Genomic DNA, 17,015 nt, shown 5'->3' with positions numbered 1-17,015 from the left:
GTTTTTATTTTTGAAGTTTTTCCACAAGCTTCACTAAAAGTTCCACTGATGGTAACATGACATTTTCATCAAAATCAAATGCACTATGATGAAATCCTGAAGCAAAGTCTGCTCCCAGTCCAATATAGGTCCCAATTCCACCATTTTTCTGAACTTGTCTAATCATATCAGAGGCATCATCACTACCTCCCACACTACCTATCCTATGGTACTCTTTAAACCAGTCAACATCCTGTGCTACTGAATATACCATTTCAATGGCTTTTTCATCACTTGTTGCAGAAGGAGTACAACCCACAATATCTATATGGCTTTCTACTTGATACATGGAGGCAGCCCCCTTTATAATTGCCATTACCTTATCCTCACCGTAATCTGCAACAATTTGGTTTTCTCCTCTACACTCTAATTGAAAGTTTGCAGTTGGTGCAATAGTATTTCTTGATACTCCCCCTTCTAACTTACCCACATTTATTCTCAACATACCTTCACTATGGGGTGCAATAGAATGAATATTTAGGGTTGCTGCACAAGCAGCTAGTAATGCATTTTTTCCCACATGAGGATCTCCACAAGGGTGAGCAGCCTTACCTATATAGGATACATCTATCCTACGATTGTCTAAAAAATCATTTACTCCACAGATAATTCCATGGGATTTTAGGGGCAATCCATCTAACTTTGTAAGACCCACGTGTATTGCGAAAAAGTACTCCACATCATCAAGGATTCCCTTTTTCACCATACCAATGGCACCACCGCCACCTTCTTCAGCAGGTTGAAAAATCAACTTGATTTTTCCTGTAAGTTTATCCTTCATCTTCATAAGAACCTGAGCAACTCCAAGACCTATGGATGTATGTCCATCATGGCCACAAGCATGACAAAATCCTTCATTAATAGATGCAAAACCTTCTTCATAAGGATAATGACCACTTTCCAATATTTCCTGGTTATTTAGGGCATCCATGTCAAATCTAAAGGCAGTCACAGGTCCCTTTTTTCCCGTATCCAATATTCCTACCACTCCTGGAAGACCTGCCATCTGTTTTACTAGTTCTGAATCTGCCCCCTGAGTAATAGCTCTTTCTTCTTGGAACTTCATATACTCTTCATCTGGATAACCAAATTGAACTCCCTTTACGCATATGTCAAGTCCAAGCTTAACATCATATCCTAAATCCATAAGCCTCTTTGCCACCACTGATGAAGTTCTAAACTCTGTCCATTTTACTTCAGCATATTTATGAAAATCTCTCCTATCATCAATTAGTTGTTTTTCCAACATATTGTCAAAATAACTTTCCATTCTCTCAAGTTCCTCCTTTCTAAATTTCCTCACCACATAGAACATGCAGTTCCTAATACAAATTTACATCAAATTTCAAACAATTTCTACATTTCTCATTTTCTTAACACGTTGAAATAAAAAATAGGCACCAAATGTTGATTTTTAAACATTTAGTGCCTATTTTTCATTTATTTCAAACACGTTCAAAAACGATTTCCTCCTATAAAAGACCTTATTTTTCATAATTTGACCATAAATATAATTCATATTTTTAATATAACCCCTTCAATTTTATGTACTTTCATTAAATTGTTATCTCAACTCTATTTGCATCTAAATCTAACACACAACTTTCATAATAACCATCACCAGTAGTTCGTGGTTCACTTACTATCTTGTATCCTTCTGATCTTAATCTTTCAGTTAATTCATCTACCTTTACTTTCGAACCAACTGAAAATGCAATATGAATTATGCCAATATATTGTTTTTCTATATCATTTTTATTTGAAGGTATTGAATACATTTCCATTAATTCAAGTCTAGGGCCATCTTGAAATTTTATGAAATAAGATTGAAATCCCTTTTTTGAATTTATGTATTTCTCTCCACAAGTTCCATTAAAAAATTCAACATAAAAATCTTTAAGCTTTTCCAAATTGTTCGTCCATATTGCAACATGTTCAATTCTCATAATCCAATCCCCCTATAATTATACACCCTACTATGACACCTGAAGGTTGCGCTAAAAGGACCTTCACGCCTATTTTATTTATTTCTAATATAATCATAAGTCGTTTTAAGTAGTTTTGCAAGTTATTAAGTAAAATCAAGTATTTGTATATTATAAAAAAAATAAGCCCTATATGGCTTATTCAAGTAATAACTCTATTTTCAATTTTAATTACAGATTTCTTCATTTATAATTTTTTTACTTTTTTCCTTTCCTTCATAAGAATTTATAATTAATCCTAGAAATAAAAGTAAAACACCGATCATAGAAATAAATGTCAGTTTTTCCTTAAATACCAACACTCCAAGGATAGCTGCTGTCAACGGTTCTGCTAAGGTCAGTGTAACGGCTTTAGGTGTTGAAATACTAACAAGTCCGTGTGCAAATAAGGTATAGGCTATAGCCGTCGTTATAATTCCTAGGTGTAGAGTTGTTATAATTCCACGTGTTGATATTACCCAGCTTAAGTCATTTATGAATAATATTGGTGATAGGATTATTGCACTTATGAAAAATACTAACCCATTGATCAATTCCCTTTGTGAATTCTGAAATAATTTTCGAGATACACTTGCATATACTGCATAGGATAAACCTGCTCCTAAGGATAAAATGGCACCAAGTATATTCATATCCATAGAGTCTTGTCCTCCAAAGAGTAATACGCATCCAACAATGGATAATGTTGTGGCTATAACCCATCTTCTACTAAGATTTTTTCCCATGAAATATTCAATACAACCTGAGAAAACTGGTGCACTTCCTAATGCTAAAACCGTACCCAATGCAACACCTGTCTTTGATACACCAGAAAAGAAAAGGGGTTGATAGAGGGCCATACATAGAGATGCTATTAATAGTAATTTCTTGTCTAATTTATCTTCACTTTTAAATGATCCTTTTATCCCTGCCATAAAAACCAAAACAGTTCCACCTATTGCCATACGTAACGCTCCTATTACCATTGGATTAGCGTTATTTGGTGCAAAGGCTTGTGCAGAACCTGTTGTTCCCCATAATACGGCTGCCATTAGTACAAGTAACTGTGCCCTTATATTTGATTCTTTCATAAACTTGACCTCCTAAAGTATTAACATATATTCAGAACTTAAAAATATAATTCCTTATAATCATAATACAATATATAGACACATGGCTCTTTACCTAAATCGGGAAGTTTTTGCCCATTTCTCGGTTTTTTTTACGATAAGCACTTGGTGATATGGATTCATGCTTTTTAAATAATCTTGTAAGGGATGATTGTTGTTCATAACCAACCATTTGTGAAACCACGAGTAGACTTAATTCTGTATCTATTAAATATTCCTTAGCTTTTTCTAGTCGTAGTTTTTGAATATATCCATTAGGTGTCATGCCAGTTTTTTTATTAAACCATTCTATATAGTAGGATACATTGAAATTCTCCATGGCTGCCAACATTTGAACTGATATGGCCTTTTCAAAGTTACTATGAATATACTCTATAGAAATTGGTCTTCTTTCCTCCATTAGAAAACCGCATGCATAGTTAACTAAATTACCTAATGCCCCTTCATTAGATCTTCTAGCTTCTTCTTGTAAAAGATATCTTATAGCTTTCCATCTATCATCAAGGACCTGATATGATTCCTGTTTAAATATATGTCCTGATAGAGGAATTTTAATTTTTTTTGGAATATCTATTACCAAAAATTTATTTATATTATTCGAATGAAATGAATGAGAACATTTAGGTGGGAGAAAAAATAAATGTTTTTCGTCTAAGTTCAGTTTATAATTATCTGTTTTTATAGATAAACTTCCCTGTAGGGGAAGTATTAACTGACTATAAGAATGATCATGGGTATGAGGTATTTCCGTATAAGTCCTAGTTTCACAGGCTAAAACATTTTGTGCCATAATTCCCCTCCTACTCTTTTATTTTCTCTCAAATTTATAATATTCCTATATTTACCTGTAATTTGCTTTTCTTCGTTTACTATATATTATAACACCAAATAACATTATAATTATGAAATAAATATCTGAAATATAATTGCTTAATAATCCGTACAAGGTGGAAATGATTCCTATAATCATATAATGTATTCCTTGGAATTTTATAAAATGCCCCTATCCTTAAGTAGCCTCAATCTATAGGCATTAATAGCCGTTTCTTCAAGTTTATCCATTAACTTATAATTAGCATAAGCTCCTACTATAGCTCCTATACCTGGTAATAACTGAAACATTTTGGCTAAATCCATGTAATCCCTATATTCTTGTTGGAAAGTTTTCCAATCAAATAATTCCATGCTTAGGGGAAGTTTCTTCACATAACTATCCCAATGAACCATCTGTTCATACACTTCAATACGCTTCTCATCACTTGAAAAAGCTAATTGAAATACATATAGAATATATAGTCTTTCTCTATAATCCCTTACATCAAATCCATATAAGGTAGCTGTATCAAAGAGAAACTTCATCTTTAGACTCAAGAGAATTGGAAAATCCGCCAAACCAATTAATATTCCACCTACCCCTGTGCCAGCACCACTAACTGTGGCAGCTTTTTTATAAAATTTTAATTTCTGTCTTACTAAATTTTCTGCCTCTTCTAATGACACCATGGTAAGTGGTTCTTTTGTAATAAATTTAGATCCAGCCAGTACAACCTTAACCATATTTTTAATTGCCCCTGTAATCACCCCATGTACCTTATCGGGAATAATATTATTTACTTTATTTTGCATACCCTTGGCTATACGACTTCTAATAGATGGTTTCTTACTCATCTTTCGTTGCCATATGCTAAGTTCACCTATGGCTTTTTCTTCATAATTAGTCATTTTTATTCCTCACAATATAATTTTTATCTAAAATCAATTTCAATACATGAAAAGTCAATTATTATTTTTAAATAATATATTTATACTATTTTTTAATTCACTCCCAAATTTCTCCATTTGCAATTTTCTTGCTTTTTTTCCTTACCTTCATAAGAATTTATAATTAATTCCCTTTGTCCATTGTGGAATAATTTTTTAGATGTACTTGCATATAGTGCATAGGATAAACCTACTCCTAAGGTTCTTTACTCAAATTGCTAAGTTCTGACCATTCTTAGGTCCTTTTTAAATTACTTTCTCTTAAATATTTATAATTCCCCTGTATTTACCTGTAATATACTTTTATTTATTCACCATCTATTATAACACCAAATAGGATTAGAAATATAAAATAAATTCTTCATAATTAATCATTTTAATTCCTTACAATAAAATCTTTAGACATATAATCTTTCTAATAAAATAAGGAGAGGTAGCTTTGTAGTTACCTCTCCTCAAATATGAAATTTTTTTTTACAAATGGGAATTTTTAATAAATTCACCTTCCCTATAACCATATATACAGCCCATAAATTTAATTTTTATATGGTCAGATAGGCCCTATGCTATTATATTAATTTCTCCACCTTTGTCTTTAGACTTATAATTATTATGATTTCCATATGCCTGTTCCTTTTTTACAATCATATTAATTGGCTTTCCTGACTTTTTCTTTTCATCATTTAAATCATTTCCTTGTCCATTTTTCTTAATCTCTTCATTTAATTCTTGTCCAAATTTCTCCGCAATATTTTTAATATTATCATCTAATTTTTCAAGTCTTTTCCTCTTATTAACTGGATTAATTCCCCTTCCCTCATCTATCTTTATTTCACTCTTTAAAACTCGCTTTTCCCCAACCATTTGTGTTCTATGGCGTGATAAATTCTCAATTTTTTTCATGTGGGAAGTGATAGATATTATACTGTCCATAGAAGATTTTTTTTCTTCATCCTTAATGGAATTTTCACTTTTTTTACTTTTTTTACTTTTATCTTCCTTGCCACTTGCCTTATGTTGTTCCTCTAATTGAATTTTATTTATCTCCTTATCAATTTTTTCAATTTGCTCATTCATACTTTTAACCTTTTCTTTAATAGTTCGTGGATCTTCACCCCTTTTCAAAGCTTTCTCCATAAATGTACTTTTATTATTTATTAAATTAGTTTTTTGTTCCATTAGTTTCTCTAATCTATTGTTCTTATTTTTCTTTCCACCTAAGGCCATTGCCTTTCCACTTATAACCATACTTTTTTTATTATGATTATTCACCTTATTATCATTTCTATTTTTTCCAACTTGTTTTTTAGATAAATTGGATTTATATAAATAATTAGAATTTACTGATCCAATTTGCCTTTGAGTTGAAATGCCTATACGCATATATATTCCTCCCCTTTTAACGTTTTTGTATTTATTTACCATTTATATATCGTCTTATATATGCTAAAACATTATAGATTTCTCAATCTTAAAATAAGGCATCTTTTAAAAATTTTCCTACTCCTTTATAGACCACATATCCTATTAATGTTCCCATAGTATTTAATATAATGTCATCCACATCAAAGGTCCCTAGCCTAGTGATAATTTGTAATACCTCTATAAATAAACTCATTAAAAATCCAATATATATAATATATTTTGATTTTTTAATCCTTCCATATACAATGGGTACAAAAAACCCTAGAGGCATGAAAGCCATCACATTTCCAAAGAGATTGAAGAACCAAACATCTAAGGGATATGCATTAAACCTGGCAAGGTAATTTATAATTGTTTTAAAGGGTATTATATTATAACTAATAATTTCACTTGATGATCTATAATAGGACCCATAGGCATAAAAAAATACTCTCCAAAATAAAAATAATATGTATCCGTAAAACATGATAGATGATATTAAATAAAAAATCTTATTTTCCCTTTTCCCTTTGTTTCTTAAATTCATTCTTCCATTCATAATTTATCTCCTAATCAATATTAGCAACATGAATAATTTTCATATGCTTTTAGATTTCGTAGCACTAAGTTTTCTTTATGCAGTAACTTGCCTACAATGGAAAATATATTGAAAATTTTTGGAATTGTGGAACGTCACAACATCCTATGCTGCTTCAACATGATTCATGAACCTATCTACGGAGATTCACACTTTTGATTGTGACAGGGACTTGGGTGGAAAAAATTTTCAATATATTTTCCTGAAGTAGGCTCACATAAAGTCAGTTTTTTATTACGAAATCTATTATATCCATAACTCTCTTTATTCTAGTTTTCCTATATCCTATATATTCAATCCAGTTTCTTCTATATGTTATTTCAAAATTCCAAAAAATCTGGGCATATATCTAAAATAATATGCCCAGATTTTTATTTTAAATAAAGAAGATGGTTCACCACTTCATGACCCATGTCCTTTACTTTACCACCTATTCTAATTAATTTCTTCTATGGCTTCTCTTACTCGATTCACATAAATATTTTGATAGTCAAGATTTTCTCCTAAGCCATGAAGATATATTTTTACAATAAACCCTTCCTTTTCTAATAAGGATTTCCATGAATCTTCTTCACTTGATGCCATATCGTTTATGGCATGATCTCCCGCCACTAACATATATGGCATTAAGGTAACCTCTTTAATATTTTTATCTTTCAACTTTGGTATTATATGATCTATCTCAGGATAACCTTCTACCGTTGCAACATAAACGTTTAATTTTTCGTCATTAAAGAAAGATTGCAAACAAGCATAACAAGCATTTGAAGGATGATATGTTCCATGTCCCATTAGTACAACGGCACTATCTTCTTTCATACTAGGAAGTTGTGATTTAAAGGCATCCACTGCTTCTTTATAGTCATTTACACTGTATAAAATTGGCCTTCCTAACACAATCCTCTTAAATTCTCCATTATATTCACTTAACACTGAAACTATCTTTTCATATTCTATGCCAGGTATAATGTGAAGAGGTTGGATAGTCACTTCTTCAAATCCATCTTTTTTCATCCTATTTAAAGCCTCATAAGGAGTATCTACAATTATATTGTCTCTTTCCCTTAATTTCTTTATAACTTTATTTGATGTAAAAGCTCTTCTAACTTCATAACCTTCAAATTCTTCTTTAATCCTATTTTCTACCGCTTCAATATTTGCCTTTCTAGTATGTTCATAACTGGTTCCAAAACTAACTACTAAAATGCCCTTTTTATATGTTTTTTCCATTTTCCCACCTCTAATCTATATTTATACAGGGTTATAAGAATCTGAATAGAATGATATTTGAATTTTATTTGTAAAAGGATTCTTAGAAATATGAGATTTAACTCCAAATACCTCTTGAAATATCTTTTTAGTTAATACCTTCTCTGGTATTCCAAAATACTTAATTTTCCCCTTTTCCATCACATATATATAATCACAATAATTAGATGCCATATTAAAATCGTGTATTGCAGCAAAAGTAGTTACTTTTAAGGATTTTATAACATCCATTATTTGAAGCTGATATTTAATGTCCAAATGATTGGTAGGCTCATCTAGTATTATGGTATTTGCATTTTGGGTCAATGCTCTAGCTATTAAAACCCTTTGCTTTTCTCCACCAGATAGACTAAGAAAACTTCTATCATAAAAATCTCTTAACCCCACTCTTTCTAAAGAATCCAAAACCATTTCTTCATCCTTTTGATTATTACTATCTAGGAGACCTTTATGTGCATATCTTCCCATTAATACTATTTCCTTCACAGTAAAATCAAATTGATGATTATTTTCTTGAGAAACAACTGACATATTTTGAGCTATTTCTTTATTTTTTATTTTTTCTATATTTATTCCATTTAGATATATGGTTCCTTTATGAGGTTTATATAACCTATATATATTTTTAAGTAATGTTGACTTACCACATCCATTTGGTCCAATAAGTCCAACAAATTTATTTTCTTTTACACATAAATTTATATTATCGATTATTTTTTTATCATCTATAGAAAATTCTAAATGGGAAACTTCTAATCTATCCATTTTTTCCTCCAAAAGAATAGGAGCTCTTCCTAATTAGCCATATAAAAAATGGTGCTCCTAAAAATGCAGTAATTACTCCAATAGGTATTTCTTCAGGTCTAGCTATGATCCTAGCCAAAATATCTGCCCAAAGAAGTAAAATAGGTCCTAATAAAATAGCTAGTGTAGATACCCTTTTATGATCTGATCCTACTAATGTTCTACATATATGTGGAACTATAAGCCCTACAAATCCTATGACCCCTGTTATTGATACCATAAATCCCGTTAGAATACTTCCTAAACAAAGAGTCATATTTTTCAAAAATTTTGTATCTACCCCTAAAGTAATTGCTACTCCATCTCCTAACAATAAACTATTTAAACCTCTTGAAAATATAATTACAAACACATAGGAAATTAGTAGGCAAGCCAAAGGAAGTAATAACTTGTCCCATTTAGCTCCTCCTAAACTTCCTGTCATCCAAAATAATGCTTCATGAACCTTTGAATGATCTTGTGCTGTAAATATTAAAAAATTCGTTATACTTGAAAAAAGAGCCGCTACTGATACACCTGTTAGTACTAGACGTGTTGATGAAAAAACACCATTTTGTCTAGATAATATAAAAACTAATACACTTGTAAGTAATGCCCCAATAAAAGCGCCTATGGAAACATTATTTATTCCAAATACGCTAAAACGTCCATATATTATTATGATTACGGCTCCCGTAGATGCACCTGATGATACACCTAAAATATATGGATCAGCTAGTGGATTTTTAGTTAAAGCTTGCATCATTATACCACAAAGGGAAAGACCTGCTCCAACAATTATGGCTAATAAGGTCCTAGGAAGCCTCAAATTCCAAACAATACTTTCTGTAGATTTTTTCCAGGTACATTCATAAATCTCTTTGAATAACAATTTATTAACTACAATTTCCCATACTTCTTTAAAATTTAGAGTAACAGGTCCTAAACTAATTGAAGCTATTATGGATAATATAAGGACCATACTTAAAGTTATACATAATATTGTAAAATATAGTTTCTTATTAAAAATCTTCATCTTACTCAAATTTTTCTGGATAGAATCCCTTTCCTAATTCTTCTATGGCCTTTGTATTTCTTATACCTGGTGACATATCTGCAAGACTTACTTTTACAAATCTCTCTTCTTTTATAGCTTTTATATGTTGTAGCGCTGGATGCTCTTTTAAGAAGTTTAATTTTGTATCATAATCCGTATCTCCATAATCAACTATTACAATCACTTCAGGATTTTTTTGCACTACTTCTTCCCAGGATACAGTTGCATAGCCCTTTTTAATGTGATCAAATATATTTTTCCCCTTTGATTGTCTTATAAGATCTCCACTAATTCCTCCACCAGCTACAACAAATGGTTCCTTTTCACCAGAGTCATAAACAAAAACCTTCACCATTTCCTCTTCAGAAATGTTACCTATTTTGTCTTGAACCCCTTTTATTTCTTCTTGCATTTTTCCTATTACTTCCTCAGCCTTTTCTTCTACTCCAAATATTTTTCCTAAATCTCTAAAATCCTTATAAACTCCTTCTAATGAACCACTTCCCCCTATGGATGTGGCTAAATATGGATTTATTCCATTATCCATCATTTCAGTAGCTGAAGCTACTCTCTTTTCATTAAAAGCTGATGTCCATCCAGATACAAAGTCTGGTTCTACAGAAAACAATACTTCTTTAGAAGGATATTTATCAGAAAGGACAGGTATACTTTCGTAAGCCTCCTTAAATTCTGGATAAATGTCATTATCCATAAAAGCTGTGCCTACCATTTTATCTTCAAGACCTAGAGCTAAAAGCATTTCTGTCATAAACTGAGATAATGTGACAGCCCTTTTTGGAGCTTTTTCAAATGTTACTTCATAATTTGCACCATAAATTTTATAGTTAAATGTTACAGGCTCATATTCAATTGTTTCCTTCGTCTCTTCAGTTTTCACATCTTCATTTACAACTTTTGTAGTTTCATCCTTTGTACACCAACTAAATGAAAGCATTAAAAGAAACACTAGAAGTAAAGATATTTTTTTCATTTACATTCTCCTTTTTTATCTTTGTATTTTTAATAACATAACTTTGTAGGACCATATTAAATCTTTTAAATTTAACAAAATTAATACGATTAAAATACTAGAGAAAAAATAATACCTCCGCAAAAACGGAGGCACAGTGTATCTCTATTAATTTAAAAACTTTACTAAAATAAAAGACCTTTTAATAGTTCTACCCTATGGTCTTACTTCCCTCCGAAGTTCCATATACAGCTTTAGGCAGGTCTCCTGGCTCACGGGTCATTCTCTACCATCCTTCCCAGATTCATCCAGTGGATTTGGCTTCGTCTCCGTATACAGTAGCGGGGGCTGCAGTGGATTTTCATCACTTTCCCTATTAAACCTTATATTGGTACCTAAAACAAAATATCTAATTGTCATAACCCAATCACTACAATTATAACAATTGCTTTTACAAATTTCAATATTTCATAACTTCATTATTTCCCCAAAAGTTCATCACTTGATCTAAATCTTCAATTTTCAAAGTCCTTAGTTCTAATCTCTCTGTTTTAATCTCCTCCATGATAATCCCTCCTAGAGCTCATTCAAAACCAAATTAATAATAAACATTTAATATCCTTATATAAACATTTTAACAAATTCTATAGGATGTTGAATAATTTGTGATGTTTGCTCTATGGAATAACCTTCATTAAGATAACGCTTTGCTATAACCCCCATAGATTCTCCTATCTCAATAATATGATAGTCTGGGTCATAAATACGAACAACACGTTGTTGCCACTCATATTTTTTTGGTTCATGAACATACTCAATATTCTTATAGCTCTCCAACTTTTGTATAAATGCATCAAAATCATCTACTTCAAAATATAATTCCATATTATTTGACTTTTCTACCACAGAGCTAACTGGTAAATCTGTGAGCCATGCAAAATCCTCTTGTATTGCAAATCCACCGCTAAACGTTACATTTCTTCCTAAATCAAGAACTACTTTCTGATTAAAAATTTCTTGATAGAATTGTTTAGAAACATTAACATTCTTAACAGCTAATAGTGCCAGTTTAAATTTCATATCCATACCTCCCAATTTTGTTAATCCCCATTTTACGCTTCTTGTTTGTTGTGAAAGAAAACCACATTGATTCTAAAGGGATTTTTTGATTTACAGGATGGTCTGCAAAAATTTTTTGTAGTCCTTACTGCATAAAAGAATTTACCATCGTTATCAATGTTGTTTTCAATAACAGCGTTCCATTTTTCTTCATCAGTCATATTAATCATTCCTTAATGTTTATCAATATAGTCTTGTAATTGTTCGTGCCACTGTATAGTATCATATATCTGTGGTTCAGTTGTTTCACCCATTAGAAGATCAATCATATGTCTAGGTTTTTTTCCTCCAATGTGCATTGCTTTTATACAGGAAATGCAATATACACAAACATCATCACAAGGCATAGAGTCTGCTCGTTCTTTCATTTTTTCGTGAACCTTTTCAATTGGTAACTTAGGATAAAAAGTATCTCCGCAACATACTGATCTCGTGCCAAAAAACTTTGTTTCAACAATATGAAAGTTCATCTTTTTAAGCAGATTTCGTATAGCCTTATGGACCTGTGGCTTTTCACGCACAGGACAGGCATCGTGTACCGACAAATTCAATCCTTTATAGTCAGGATATTGAAATGTATCCAATCCATCAAGTACTTCCCATAAAGAGATTGTTGATATTCCCTCGTATAAGGTTCTAAAACGTTTATCACATCCAGCACAGACATTGATAATCAACGAGCCTGCTTCAAGTTGTGGATCATGTTTACAGCATATTTTATGCAACGTAACCTTCCCATAGTTTTCATTCAAAAACTTTAAAATTTTATTTTCTATTTCAGGCTTATATATACTTAAAGCACAGCCTGGATTAAAATATGTTTTTATCATAATATATTATCCTCCTGCCTAAAATTGACTTTTATTAGTCCACCTCTTGCTTATTCTTTAATTTTAGCAGGAGATAAACAAAAAATTTTCTCGATTTTGTATTTCTCATTTTTATAGTTGGAATTTTCTGTGTTCTCTCGAAAAATACCAATATAATTTTTCAAAGGTTATATAAATACTCCCTATTACGCTTTATTCTACAGTTGCGTCATAATGTATCGAATCCTATTTTCTAAATTATAACTTAATACATCTTTTGTTTTTTAATTAAATAGTATTATTACAGCTTTATAAAAAAATTTCATCATCTTTTCTTCCTTCTACTATTTCTCCTAATTCTCTAAATTGGCCAAGCCAAAACATTAAAGCATTACTTCTACTATATTCTGAATCAACATGTACTTCTTCTATTTTTCCAATAAACCATGTATGACTACCACCATGTTCAATCTTATGTACGACCTTACACTCAAGATTAACTGTGCATTCTTCAATCAAAAAACTTTTTATCCTTTTCCCTCTTTGTCTAGTAAAACTTGTTTCTTTAAATTTTTCACTATCCTTACCTGTTAATTTCCCACAGATTTTTACCTTTTCTAGTTGATCTGTAGTTGGAATATTGATAATAAATTCCTTATGTAAATCAATTAATTCATGTGTATATTTTTCAGGTTTTATTCCTATCATAACTGAAGGTGGATTGAAGGAATAAAAATGAAATACACCAAACATAGCCAAAAAATAATTTCCTAATACTAATCCAATAACTCCTACAATATTACCTTTATACCAAATTCCAGCTTGAAACCCACCTTCTGGTGCAAATTGTTTTTTCTCATTTCAATAAACACTTTAGTGTCCTCAACACTCTTTGTGCCATATACCCAAGGACGCCACTCTCTGAGATATGAACGACAAAAATCTGTCAACCGAAATAGTTCATCCCTATCATCAGTATCTAACAACTTAAGTACTACTTCATCATCAATCTCTTTATCTTGATTTTTCATGTATCAACTTAATTATTTATGATAAACTATTATTATAAAATATTCTCCAAGGAGTGATTGTTATGAAGTGGAATGATGTGAGAGCCCTCTATCCAAATCAATGGGTAAAACTTCGCATTCTTAATTCTCATAAAGATAATGGATATTTATACATTGACGACATGGAAATTCTTAAAATAATCTCTGATGACAAAGAAGCCACATTAGAATTAACCCATAGCACAGGAAATAGTATTGTTTTTCATACCAGCCATGATGTTATAAAAACAAAATTAATTAAAAATCTAGGTTTATTTAGAAGAATTTCTAATTGAATCTCGAATATAAAAATAATCTATTATTTACTTCTATTAAATTAAGTTATCATGGCAAAATAATTGAAATAGATAATATTGTTGTTGATACAGGGGCATCTTTTTGTATTATTGAACCTTCTGCTTTAGAATCACTTGACTTTCATGTAACTATCGATGATGAAATAGAGACCTTTTACGGAGTTAATGGTATCTATAATTATATAAAACGGAAAGCTGATAGTATAATTCTTGATGATTTAACAATAAACAATTTAGATTTTTATATAGGTACTGTAGATGAAAATATTAATGGTCTACTAGGTCTTGATGTATTGATAAAATCCAATGCAATAATTAACTTAGATAATATGAATATAATTTATAAAAGATAATATTTTAATATATGTTGTAACCTTTCTATTAATTAATATAGGCTTCCTGTCTTCTCATATACTTCTTGTGATAACCGAAAGCCAATGTCAGCTTATTCTATACTCCTGTGGAACCAAACCTACTATACTTGTAAGAGAAATAGCCCTTTTATACTTGTTGCTTGGAGCCAACCAACTTTCATTATCAATTCCTGTAGTTCTTTTCCCCTTATTAGATGTTACCTTCTTTACTGCTAATAATTTTGCATAAAATGATTTTGTAAGTAATTATTTTAACTTCTTAACTAGATTTCATCTGTTCTCCGAAACTGATTTTGCAATCCTAGATTAAATGTTATTAACTTTTGCGTCTAACGTCCTTAGAATCTCCGTCGTCCTTCATTTTTTTAGTAGGATGATAGAAAATCTATGTTAGATGCCGTAGTCAATCAATTTTATAGTTATGCCTTAATAAATACAATTACGCTACTGATCAATAAATTGACATCTCAAAAGATACACATATTTATTTTTTAAAACCTGTCCCATATATTTTTTTTCATTTTGATTTAAATCTACTAGCAAAGGGACTTCACTTATATTCTCTATGCCATTTTCTATATAGCTTACTAAAGTTATTGGCTTTCTACTAATTATGTCTACTTCACTTACCCCTTGCCATTTATAGAAAGACATTTCTTCATTTGGTTTATTAATCATTTTAAATATTTTCTTATCTTCTTTTCCTCTTGTAAGGGATATGTTCCATAATTCTACTCTCTTTTCAACCGTATTGTATTTATTAATTGATAGCATTATCACATTAGGATTTTTTTTAAAGTTTTCCATAACTATCATGCCTATAGGTATTGTTTCTTTCTTCTTTCCATTTTCATAATAATCTACCCAAAACTTAACGCATCTGTTATCAACTTCCCTTTGATGTAGTTGAAATCCAAAATGCTTATCACATACAGAATTTAATAAGATTTCTTCTTCATCTGTAAATTTTTTCAATGTTATCTTTCCATAATTATTTACTTTTTTTATTTCTTGTTTTTTTTCACATCCTACTGTTATCATACTCAGTAAAATAGTAAGGATAATAATAAATATATTAATTAAGTTTCTTTTTTTTCGCATATCTTCCTCCCTCATATGCTTCATGGCATCCAACGGTCTGACAATTCAAGGTGTCCTACATGATCTGAGTAGGATAGCTTGAATTATATGTTATAGGAAGTGATGATGCTTTTCACCTATATAATCTTTCACATAATAAGAAAGTTGTGACATAAAATTTTTTAGAAGCCAAACACTAGAAACTAGGCTCTAGTATCTAAAAAACTACGTGGCAATTTTTTTATTTGGTGCAGATATGTTTTTTTAGCCACTTTCTGAAAAATTGCAGTTGTTCTTCGGTGTGAAAATAATGCTCTCCATTTTCCATTACTTGTAAAGCACAATCGAAGTGTTTCGCAAACGCAGATACTACATCAAACTCACATAAGTTATCTTCTGAACCATAGAGAATTGAAGTTAGATTGTTCCAGGTGACAATAGGATGTTCTTTCACATAGCAGTAGTAATCCCAATAGAGTGTTTGTCCAATAGGTGTAGGAATTTCTTTTTCTGTTTTTAGCCTATTCTCACTTATGCTAAACCATGTCATCATATTATTTATGATACGCTCCATATTTACCACAGGAGAGAGAAATAAACACTGTTTCAAAGGCTCATGGCTATATGTTAATAGGCTAAAATATGCTCCCATGCTACAAGCGAATACACTTATACTATTTGATAATGATTGTGCATATCGCATAATGGTATTAAGATCTTGAACACAATTTTGAACTTTGCAATCATAGGCTTCCTCCTTGCGGTCACCATGTTCAGGTAAATCGAAACTAAGCACTTGATAACCTATTGCAGTTGCTTCTTCTGCAAATACAACAATGGAGTCGTCTGTCTTATTTGACATATTACCATGCACCACTACGAATAACTTATCTGATTTGTCACCCCACAAAATTGCAGGGATATTTTCTATTTTAAAATTTTGTTTTATCATCTCAATTTTTCCTCCATAAAATATAAATATAATTTTGTCTTAACGGTGTTTGTCAATAGAGTTGTCGTATAAAATTTAATCTTTTTGTTATGGTCGATTTTTAAGAAATACACATCTTGAATATTTTACCATTTAATTTTTAAAAAAGACTCACTTATTAAAATATCTATTCTTTGAAAAATTATATTACATCATTTTCAAGCGAATCTTTAATTTCATCTGTTGGATTTAAAGCAACAGCTTTAGGAACGTCCCACTTTCTTATACCTTTATTAAATCTTTGAGGATTAAGCCTACGTGCTGATTCATACAGTTCCTTTCTTCTTCTCATGATTTCTTC

At 30.8% G+C, this 17,015-nt stretch carries 19 protein-coding genes, 1 pseudogene and 1 riboswitch; of the genes and pseudogenes, 2 read left to right on the top strand and 18 right to left on the bottom strand.

Annotated elements, in window-relative coordinates; translation table 11 throughout:
• Positions 1–4: 4 nt before the first annotated feature.
• The 15 genes from N4A57_RS11035 to N4A57_RS10965 form a co-directional block, all read right to left on the bottom strand.
• The gene (locus tag N4A57_RS11035) at positions 5–1,309 is read right to left on the bottom strand and encodes an amidohydrolase (protein ID WP_293658052.1); all 1,305 of its coding nucleotides are present in this window, start codon (positions 1,307–1,309) and stop codon (positions 5–7) included.
• A gap of 286 nt (positions 1,310–1,595) precedes the next feature.
• The gene (locus tag N4A57_RS11030) at positions 1,596–1,985 is read right to left on the bottom strand and encodes a VOC family protein (protein WP_293658051.1); all 390 of its coding nucleotides are present in this window, start codon (positions 1,983–1,985) and stop codon (positions 1,596–1,598) included.
• 206 nt (positions 1,986–2,191) lie between these two features.
• Positions 2,192–3,094 carry a DMT family transporter gene (locus N4A57_RS11025; protein ID WP_293658050.1) on the bottom strand — a complete coding sequence of 301 codons (903 nt, stop codon included), beginning with the start codon at positions 3,092–3,094 and terminating at the stop codon, positions 2,192–2,194.
• A 94-nt stretch (positions 3,095–3,188) separates the two neighbouring features.
• The gene (locus tag N4A57_RS11020; protein WP_293658049.1) at positions 3,189–3,923 is read right to left on the bottom strand and encodes a helix-turn-helix domain-containing protein; all 735 of its coding nucleotides are present in this window, start codon (positions 3,921–3,923) and stop codon (positions 3,189–3,191) included.
• A gap of 200 nt (positions 3,924–4,123) precedes the next feature.
• A complete protein-coding gene (locus N4A57_RS11015) occupies positions 4,124–4,855 on the bottom strand; it encodes an EcsC family protein (RefSeq protein WP_293658048.1) in 732 nt (243 codons plus the stop codon).
• A gap of 600 nt (positions 4,856–5,455) precedes the next feature.
• Positions 5,456–6,277: a hypothetical protein gene (locus N4A57_RS11010; RefSeq protein ID WP_293658047.1), complete on the bottom strand. Its 822-nt coding sequence runs from the start codon at positions 6,275–6,277 to the stop codon at positions 5,456–5,458.
• Between the two features lie 88 nt (positions 6,278–6,365).
• Positions 6,366–6,857, bottom strand: a complete 492-nt coding sequence (locus tag N4A57_RS11005; protein WP_293658046.1) for a VanZ family protein — start codon at positions 6,855–6,857, stop codon at positions 6,366–6,368.
• A 474-nt stretch (positions 6,858–7,331) separates the two neighbouring features.
• Positions 7,332–8,126, bottom strand: coding sequence for a sirohydrochlorin cobaltochelatase (locus tag N4A57_RS11000; protein WP_293658045.1), 795 nt, complete (start codon positions 8,124–8,126; stop codon positions 7,332–7,334).
• 21 nt (positions 8,127–8,147) lie between these two features.
• On the bottom strand, positions 8,148–8,930 hold the full coding sequence (locus N4A57_RS10995) for an ABC transporter ATP-binding protein (protein WP_293658044.1): 783 nt from the start codon (positions 8,928–8,930) through the stop codon (positions 8,148–8,150).
• Positions 8,923–9,984: a FecCD family ABC transporter permease gene (locus N4A57_RS10990; protein WP_293658060.1), complete on the bottom strand. Its 1,062-nt coding sequence runs from the start codon at positions 9,982–9,984 to the stop codon at positions 8,923–8,925. The genes N4A57_RS10995 and N4A57_RS10990 overlap by 8 nt, the downstream gene beginning before the upstream one ends.
• Position 9,985: 1 nt before the next feature.
• Positions 9,986–10,996 (bottom strand): ABC transporter substrate-binding protein, encoded by a 1,011-nt coding sequence (locus N4A57_RS10985; RefSeq protein WP_293658043.1) that lies wholly within the window; start codon positions 10,994–10,996, stop codon positions 9,986–9,988.
• A 219-nt stretch (positions 10,997–11,215) separates the two neighbouring features.
• Positions 11,216–11,389, bottom strand: a riboswitch (cobalamin riboswitch).
• Between the two features lie 207 nt (positions 11,390–11,596).
• Positions 11,597–12,055 carry a glyoxalase/bleomycin resistance/dioxygenase family protein gene (locus N4A57_RS10980; RefSeq protein ID WP_293658042.1) on the bottom strand — a complete coding sequence of 153 codons (459 nt, stop codon included), beginning with the start codon at positions 12,053–12,055 and terminating at the stop codon, positions 11,597–11,599.
• A gap of 32 nt (positions 12,056–12,087) precedes the next feature.
• On the bottom strand, positions 12,088–12,255 hold the full coding sequence (locus N4A57_RS10975) for an Ada metal-binding domain-containing protein (protein ID WP_293658041.1): 168 nt from the start codon (positions 12,253–12,255) through the stop codon (positions 12,088–12,090).
• 12 nt (positions 12,256–12,267) lie between these two features.
• Positions 12,268–12,924 carry a (Fe-S)-binding protein gene (locus N4A57_RS10970; protein ID WP_293658040.1) on the bottom strand — a complete coding sequence of 219 codons (657 nt, stop codon included), beginning with the start codon at positions 12,922–12,924 and terminating at the stop codon, positions 12,268–12,270.
• A 288-nt stretch (positions 12,925–13,212) separates the two neighbouring features.
• Complete coding sequence (locus N4A57_RS10965) at positions 13,213–13,656, bottom strand: flavin reductase family protein (protein WP_293658059.1); 444 nt, start codon at positions 13,654–13,656, stop codon at positions 13,213–13,215.
• A 340-nt stretch (positions 13,657–13,996) separates the two neighbouring features.
• Between N4A57_RS10965 and N4A57_RS10960 the strand changes: the two genes are divergently transcribed.
• Positions 13,997–14,248 carry a hypothetical protein gene (locus tag N4A57_RS10960; protein ID WP_293658039.1) on the top strand — a complete coding sequence of 84 codons (252 nt, stop codon included), beginning with the start codon at positions 13,997–13,999 and terminating at the stop codon, positions 14,246–14,248.
• Entirely contained in the window at positions 14,245–14,622 is a 378-nt protein-coding gene (locus tag N4A57_RS10955) for a retropepsin-like aspartic protease (RefSeq protein WP_293658038.1), read from the top strand. The genes N4A57_RS10960 and N4A57_RS10955 overlap by 4 nt, the downstream gene beginning before the upstream one ends.
• 87 nt (positions 14,623–14,709) lie before the next feature.
• Here N4A57_RS10955 and N4A57_RS10950 read toward each other — a convergent pair.
• The 3 genes and pseudogenes from N4A57_RS10950 to N4A57_RS10940 form a co-directional block, all read right to left on the bottom strand.
• Positions 14,710–14,877 (bottom strand): annotated as a pseudogene (locus N4A57_RS10950) (reverse transcriptase N-terminal domain-containing protein); the annotation flags it as partial.
• Positions 14,878–15,087: 210 nt separating this feature from the next.
• Complete coding sequence (locus N4A57_RS10945; RefSeq protein WP_293658037.1) at positions 15,088–15,744, bottom strand: hypothetical protein; 657 nt, start codon at positions 15,742–15,744, stop codon at positions 15,088–15,090.
• Between the two features lie 220 nt (positions 15,745–15,964).
• The gene (locus N4A57_RS10940) at positions 15,965–16,675 is read right to left on the bottom strand and encodes an alpha/beta hydrolase (RefSeq protein ID WP_293658036.1); all 711 of its coding nucleotides are present in this window, start codon (positions 16,673–16,675) and stop codon (positions 15,965–15,967) included.
• Positions 16,676–17,015: the final 340 nt, after the last annotated feature.

This window comes from Anaeromicrobium sp., assembly GCF_025210435.1.
Lineage (GTDB): Bacteria > Bacillota > Clostridia > Peptostreptococcales > Thermotaleaceae > Anaeromicrobium.
Note: the sequence above shows the minus strand (reverse complement) of the source record. Positions and strands in the feature narration are given on the sequence as shown.

Excerpts from the sequence above, each read along its gene's own strand:
- N4A57_RS11035 (WP_293658052.1), bottom strand. The coding sequence starts at position 1,309 with ATGGAAAGTTATTTTGACAATATGTTGGAAAAACAACTAATTGATGAT.
- N4A57_RS11030 (WP_293658051.1), bottom strand. The coding sequence starts at position 1,985 with ATGAGAATTGAACATGTTGCAATATGGACGAACAATTTGGAAAAGCTT.
- N4A57_RS11025 (WP_293658050.1), bottom strand. The coding sequence starts at position 3,094 with ATGAAAGAATCAAATATAAGGGCACAGTTACTTGTACTAATGGCAGCC.
- N4A57_RS11020 (WP_293658049.1), bottom strand. The coding sequence starts at position 3,923 with ATGGCACAAAATGTTTTAGCCTGTGAAACTAGGACTTATACGGAAATA.
- N4A57_RS11015 (WP_293658048.1), bottom strand. The coding sequence starts at position 4,855 with ATGACTAATTATGAAGAAAAAGCCATAGGTGAACTTAGCATATGGCAA.
- N4A57_RS11010 (WP_293658047.1), bottom strand. The coding sequence starts at position 6,277 with ATGCGTATAGGCATTTCAACTCAAAGGCAAATTGGATCAGTAAATTCT.
- N4A57_RS11005 (WP_293658046.1), bottom strand. The coding sequence starts at position 6,857 with ATGAATGGAAGAATGAATTTAAGAAACAAAGGGAAAAGGGAAAATAAG.
- N4A57_RS11000 (WP_293658045.1), bottom strand. The coding sequence starts at position 8,126 with ATGGAAAAAACATATAAAAAGGGCATTTTAGTAGTTAGTTTTGGAACC.
- N4A57_RS10995 (WP_293658044.1), bottom strand. The coding sequence starts at position 8,930 with ATGGATAGATTAGAAGTTTCCCATTTAGAATTTTCTATAGATGATAAA.
- N4A57_RS10990 (WP_293658060.1), bottom strand. The coding sequence starts at position 9,984 with ATGAAGATTTTTAATAAGAAACTATATTTTACAATATTATGTATAACT.
- N4A57_RS10985 (WP_293658043.1), bottom strand. The coding sequence starts at position 10,996 with ATGAAAAAAATATCTTTACTTCTAGTGTTTCTTTTAATGCTTTCATTT.
- N4A57_RS10980 (WP_293658042.1), bottom strand. The coding sequence starts at position 12,055 with ATGAAATTTAAACTGGCACTATTAGCTGTTAAGAATGTTAATGTTTCT.
- N4A57_RS10975 (WP_293658041.1), bottom strand. The coding sequence starts at position 12,255 with ATGACTGATGAAGAAAAATGGAACGCTGTTATTGAAAACAACATTGAT.
- N4A57_RS10970 (WP_293658040.1), bottom strand. The coding sequence starts at position 12,924 with ATGATAAAAACATATTTTAATCCAGGCTGTGCTTTAAGTATATATAAG.
- N4A57_RS10965 (WP_293658059.1), bottom strand. The coding sequence starts at position 13,656 with ATGTTTGGTGTATTTCATTTTTATTCCTTCAATCCACCTTCAGTTATG.
- N4A57_RS10960 (WP_293658039.1), top strand. The coding sequence starts at position 13,997 with ATGAAGTGGAATGATGTGAGAGCCCTCTATCCAAATCAATGGGTAAAA.
- N4A57_RS10945 (WP_293658037.1), bottom strand. The coding sequence starts at position 15,744 with ATGCGAAAAAAAAGAAACTTAATTAATATATTTATTATTATCCTTACT.
- N4A57_RS10940 (WP_293658036.1), bottom strand. The coding sequence starts at position 16,675 with ATGATAAAACAAAATTTTAAAATAGAAAATATCCCTGCAATTTTGTGG.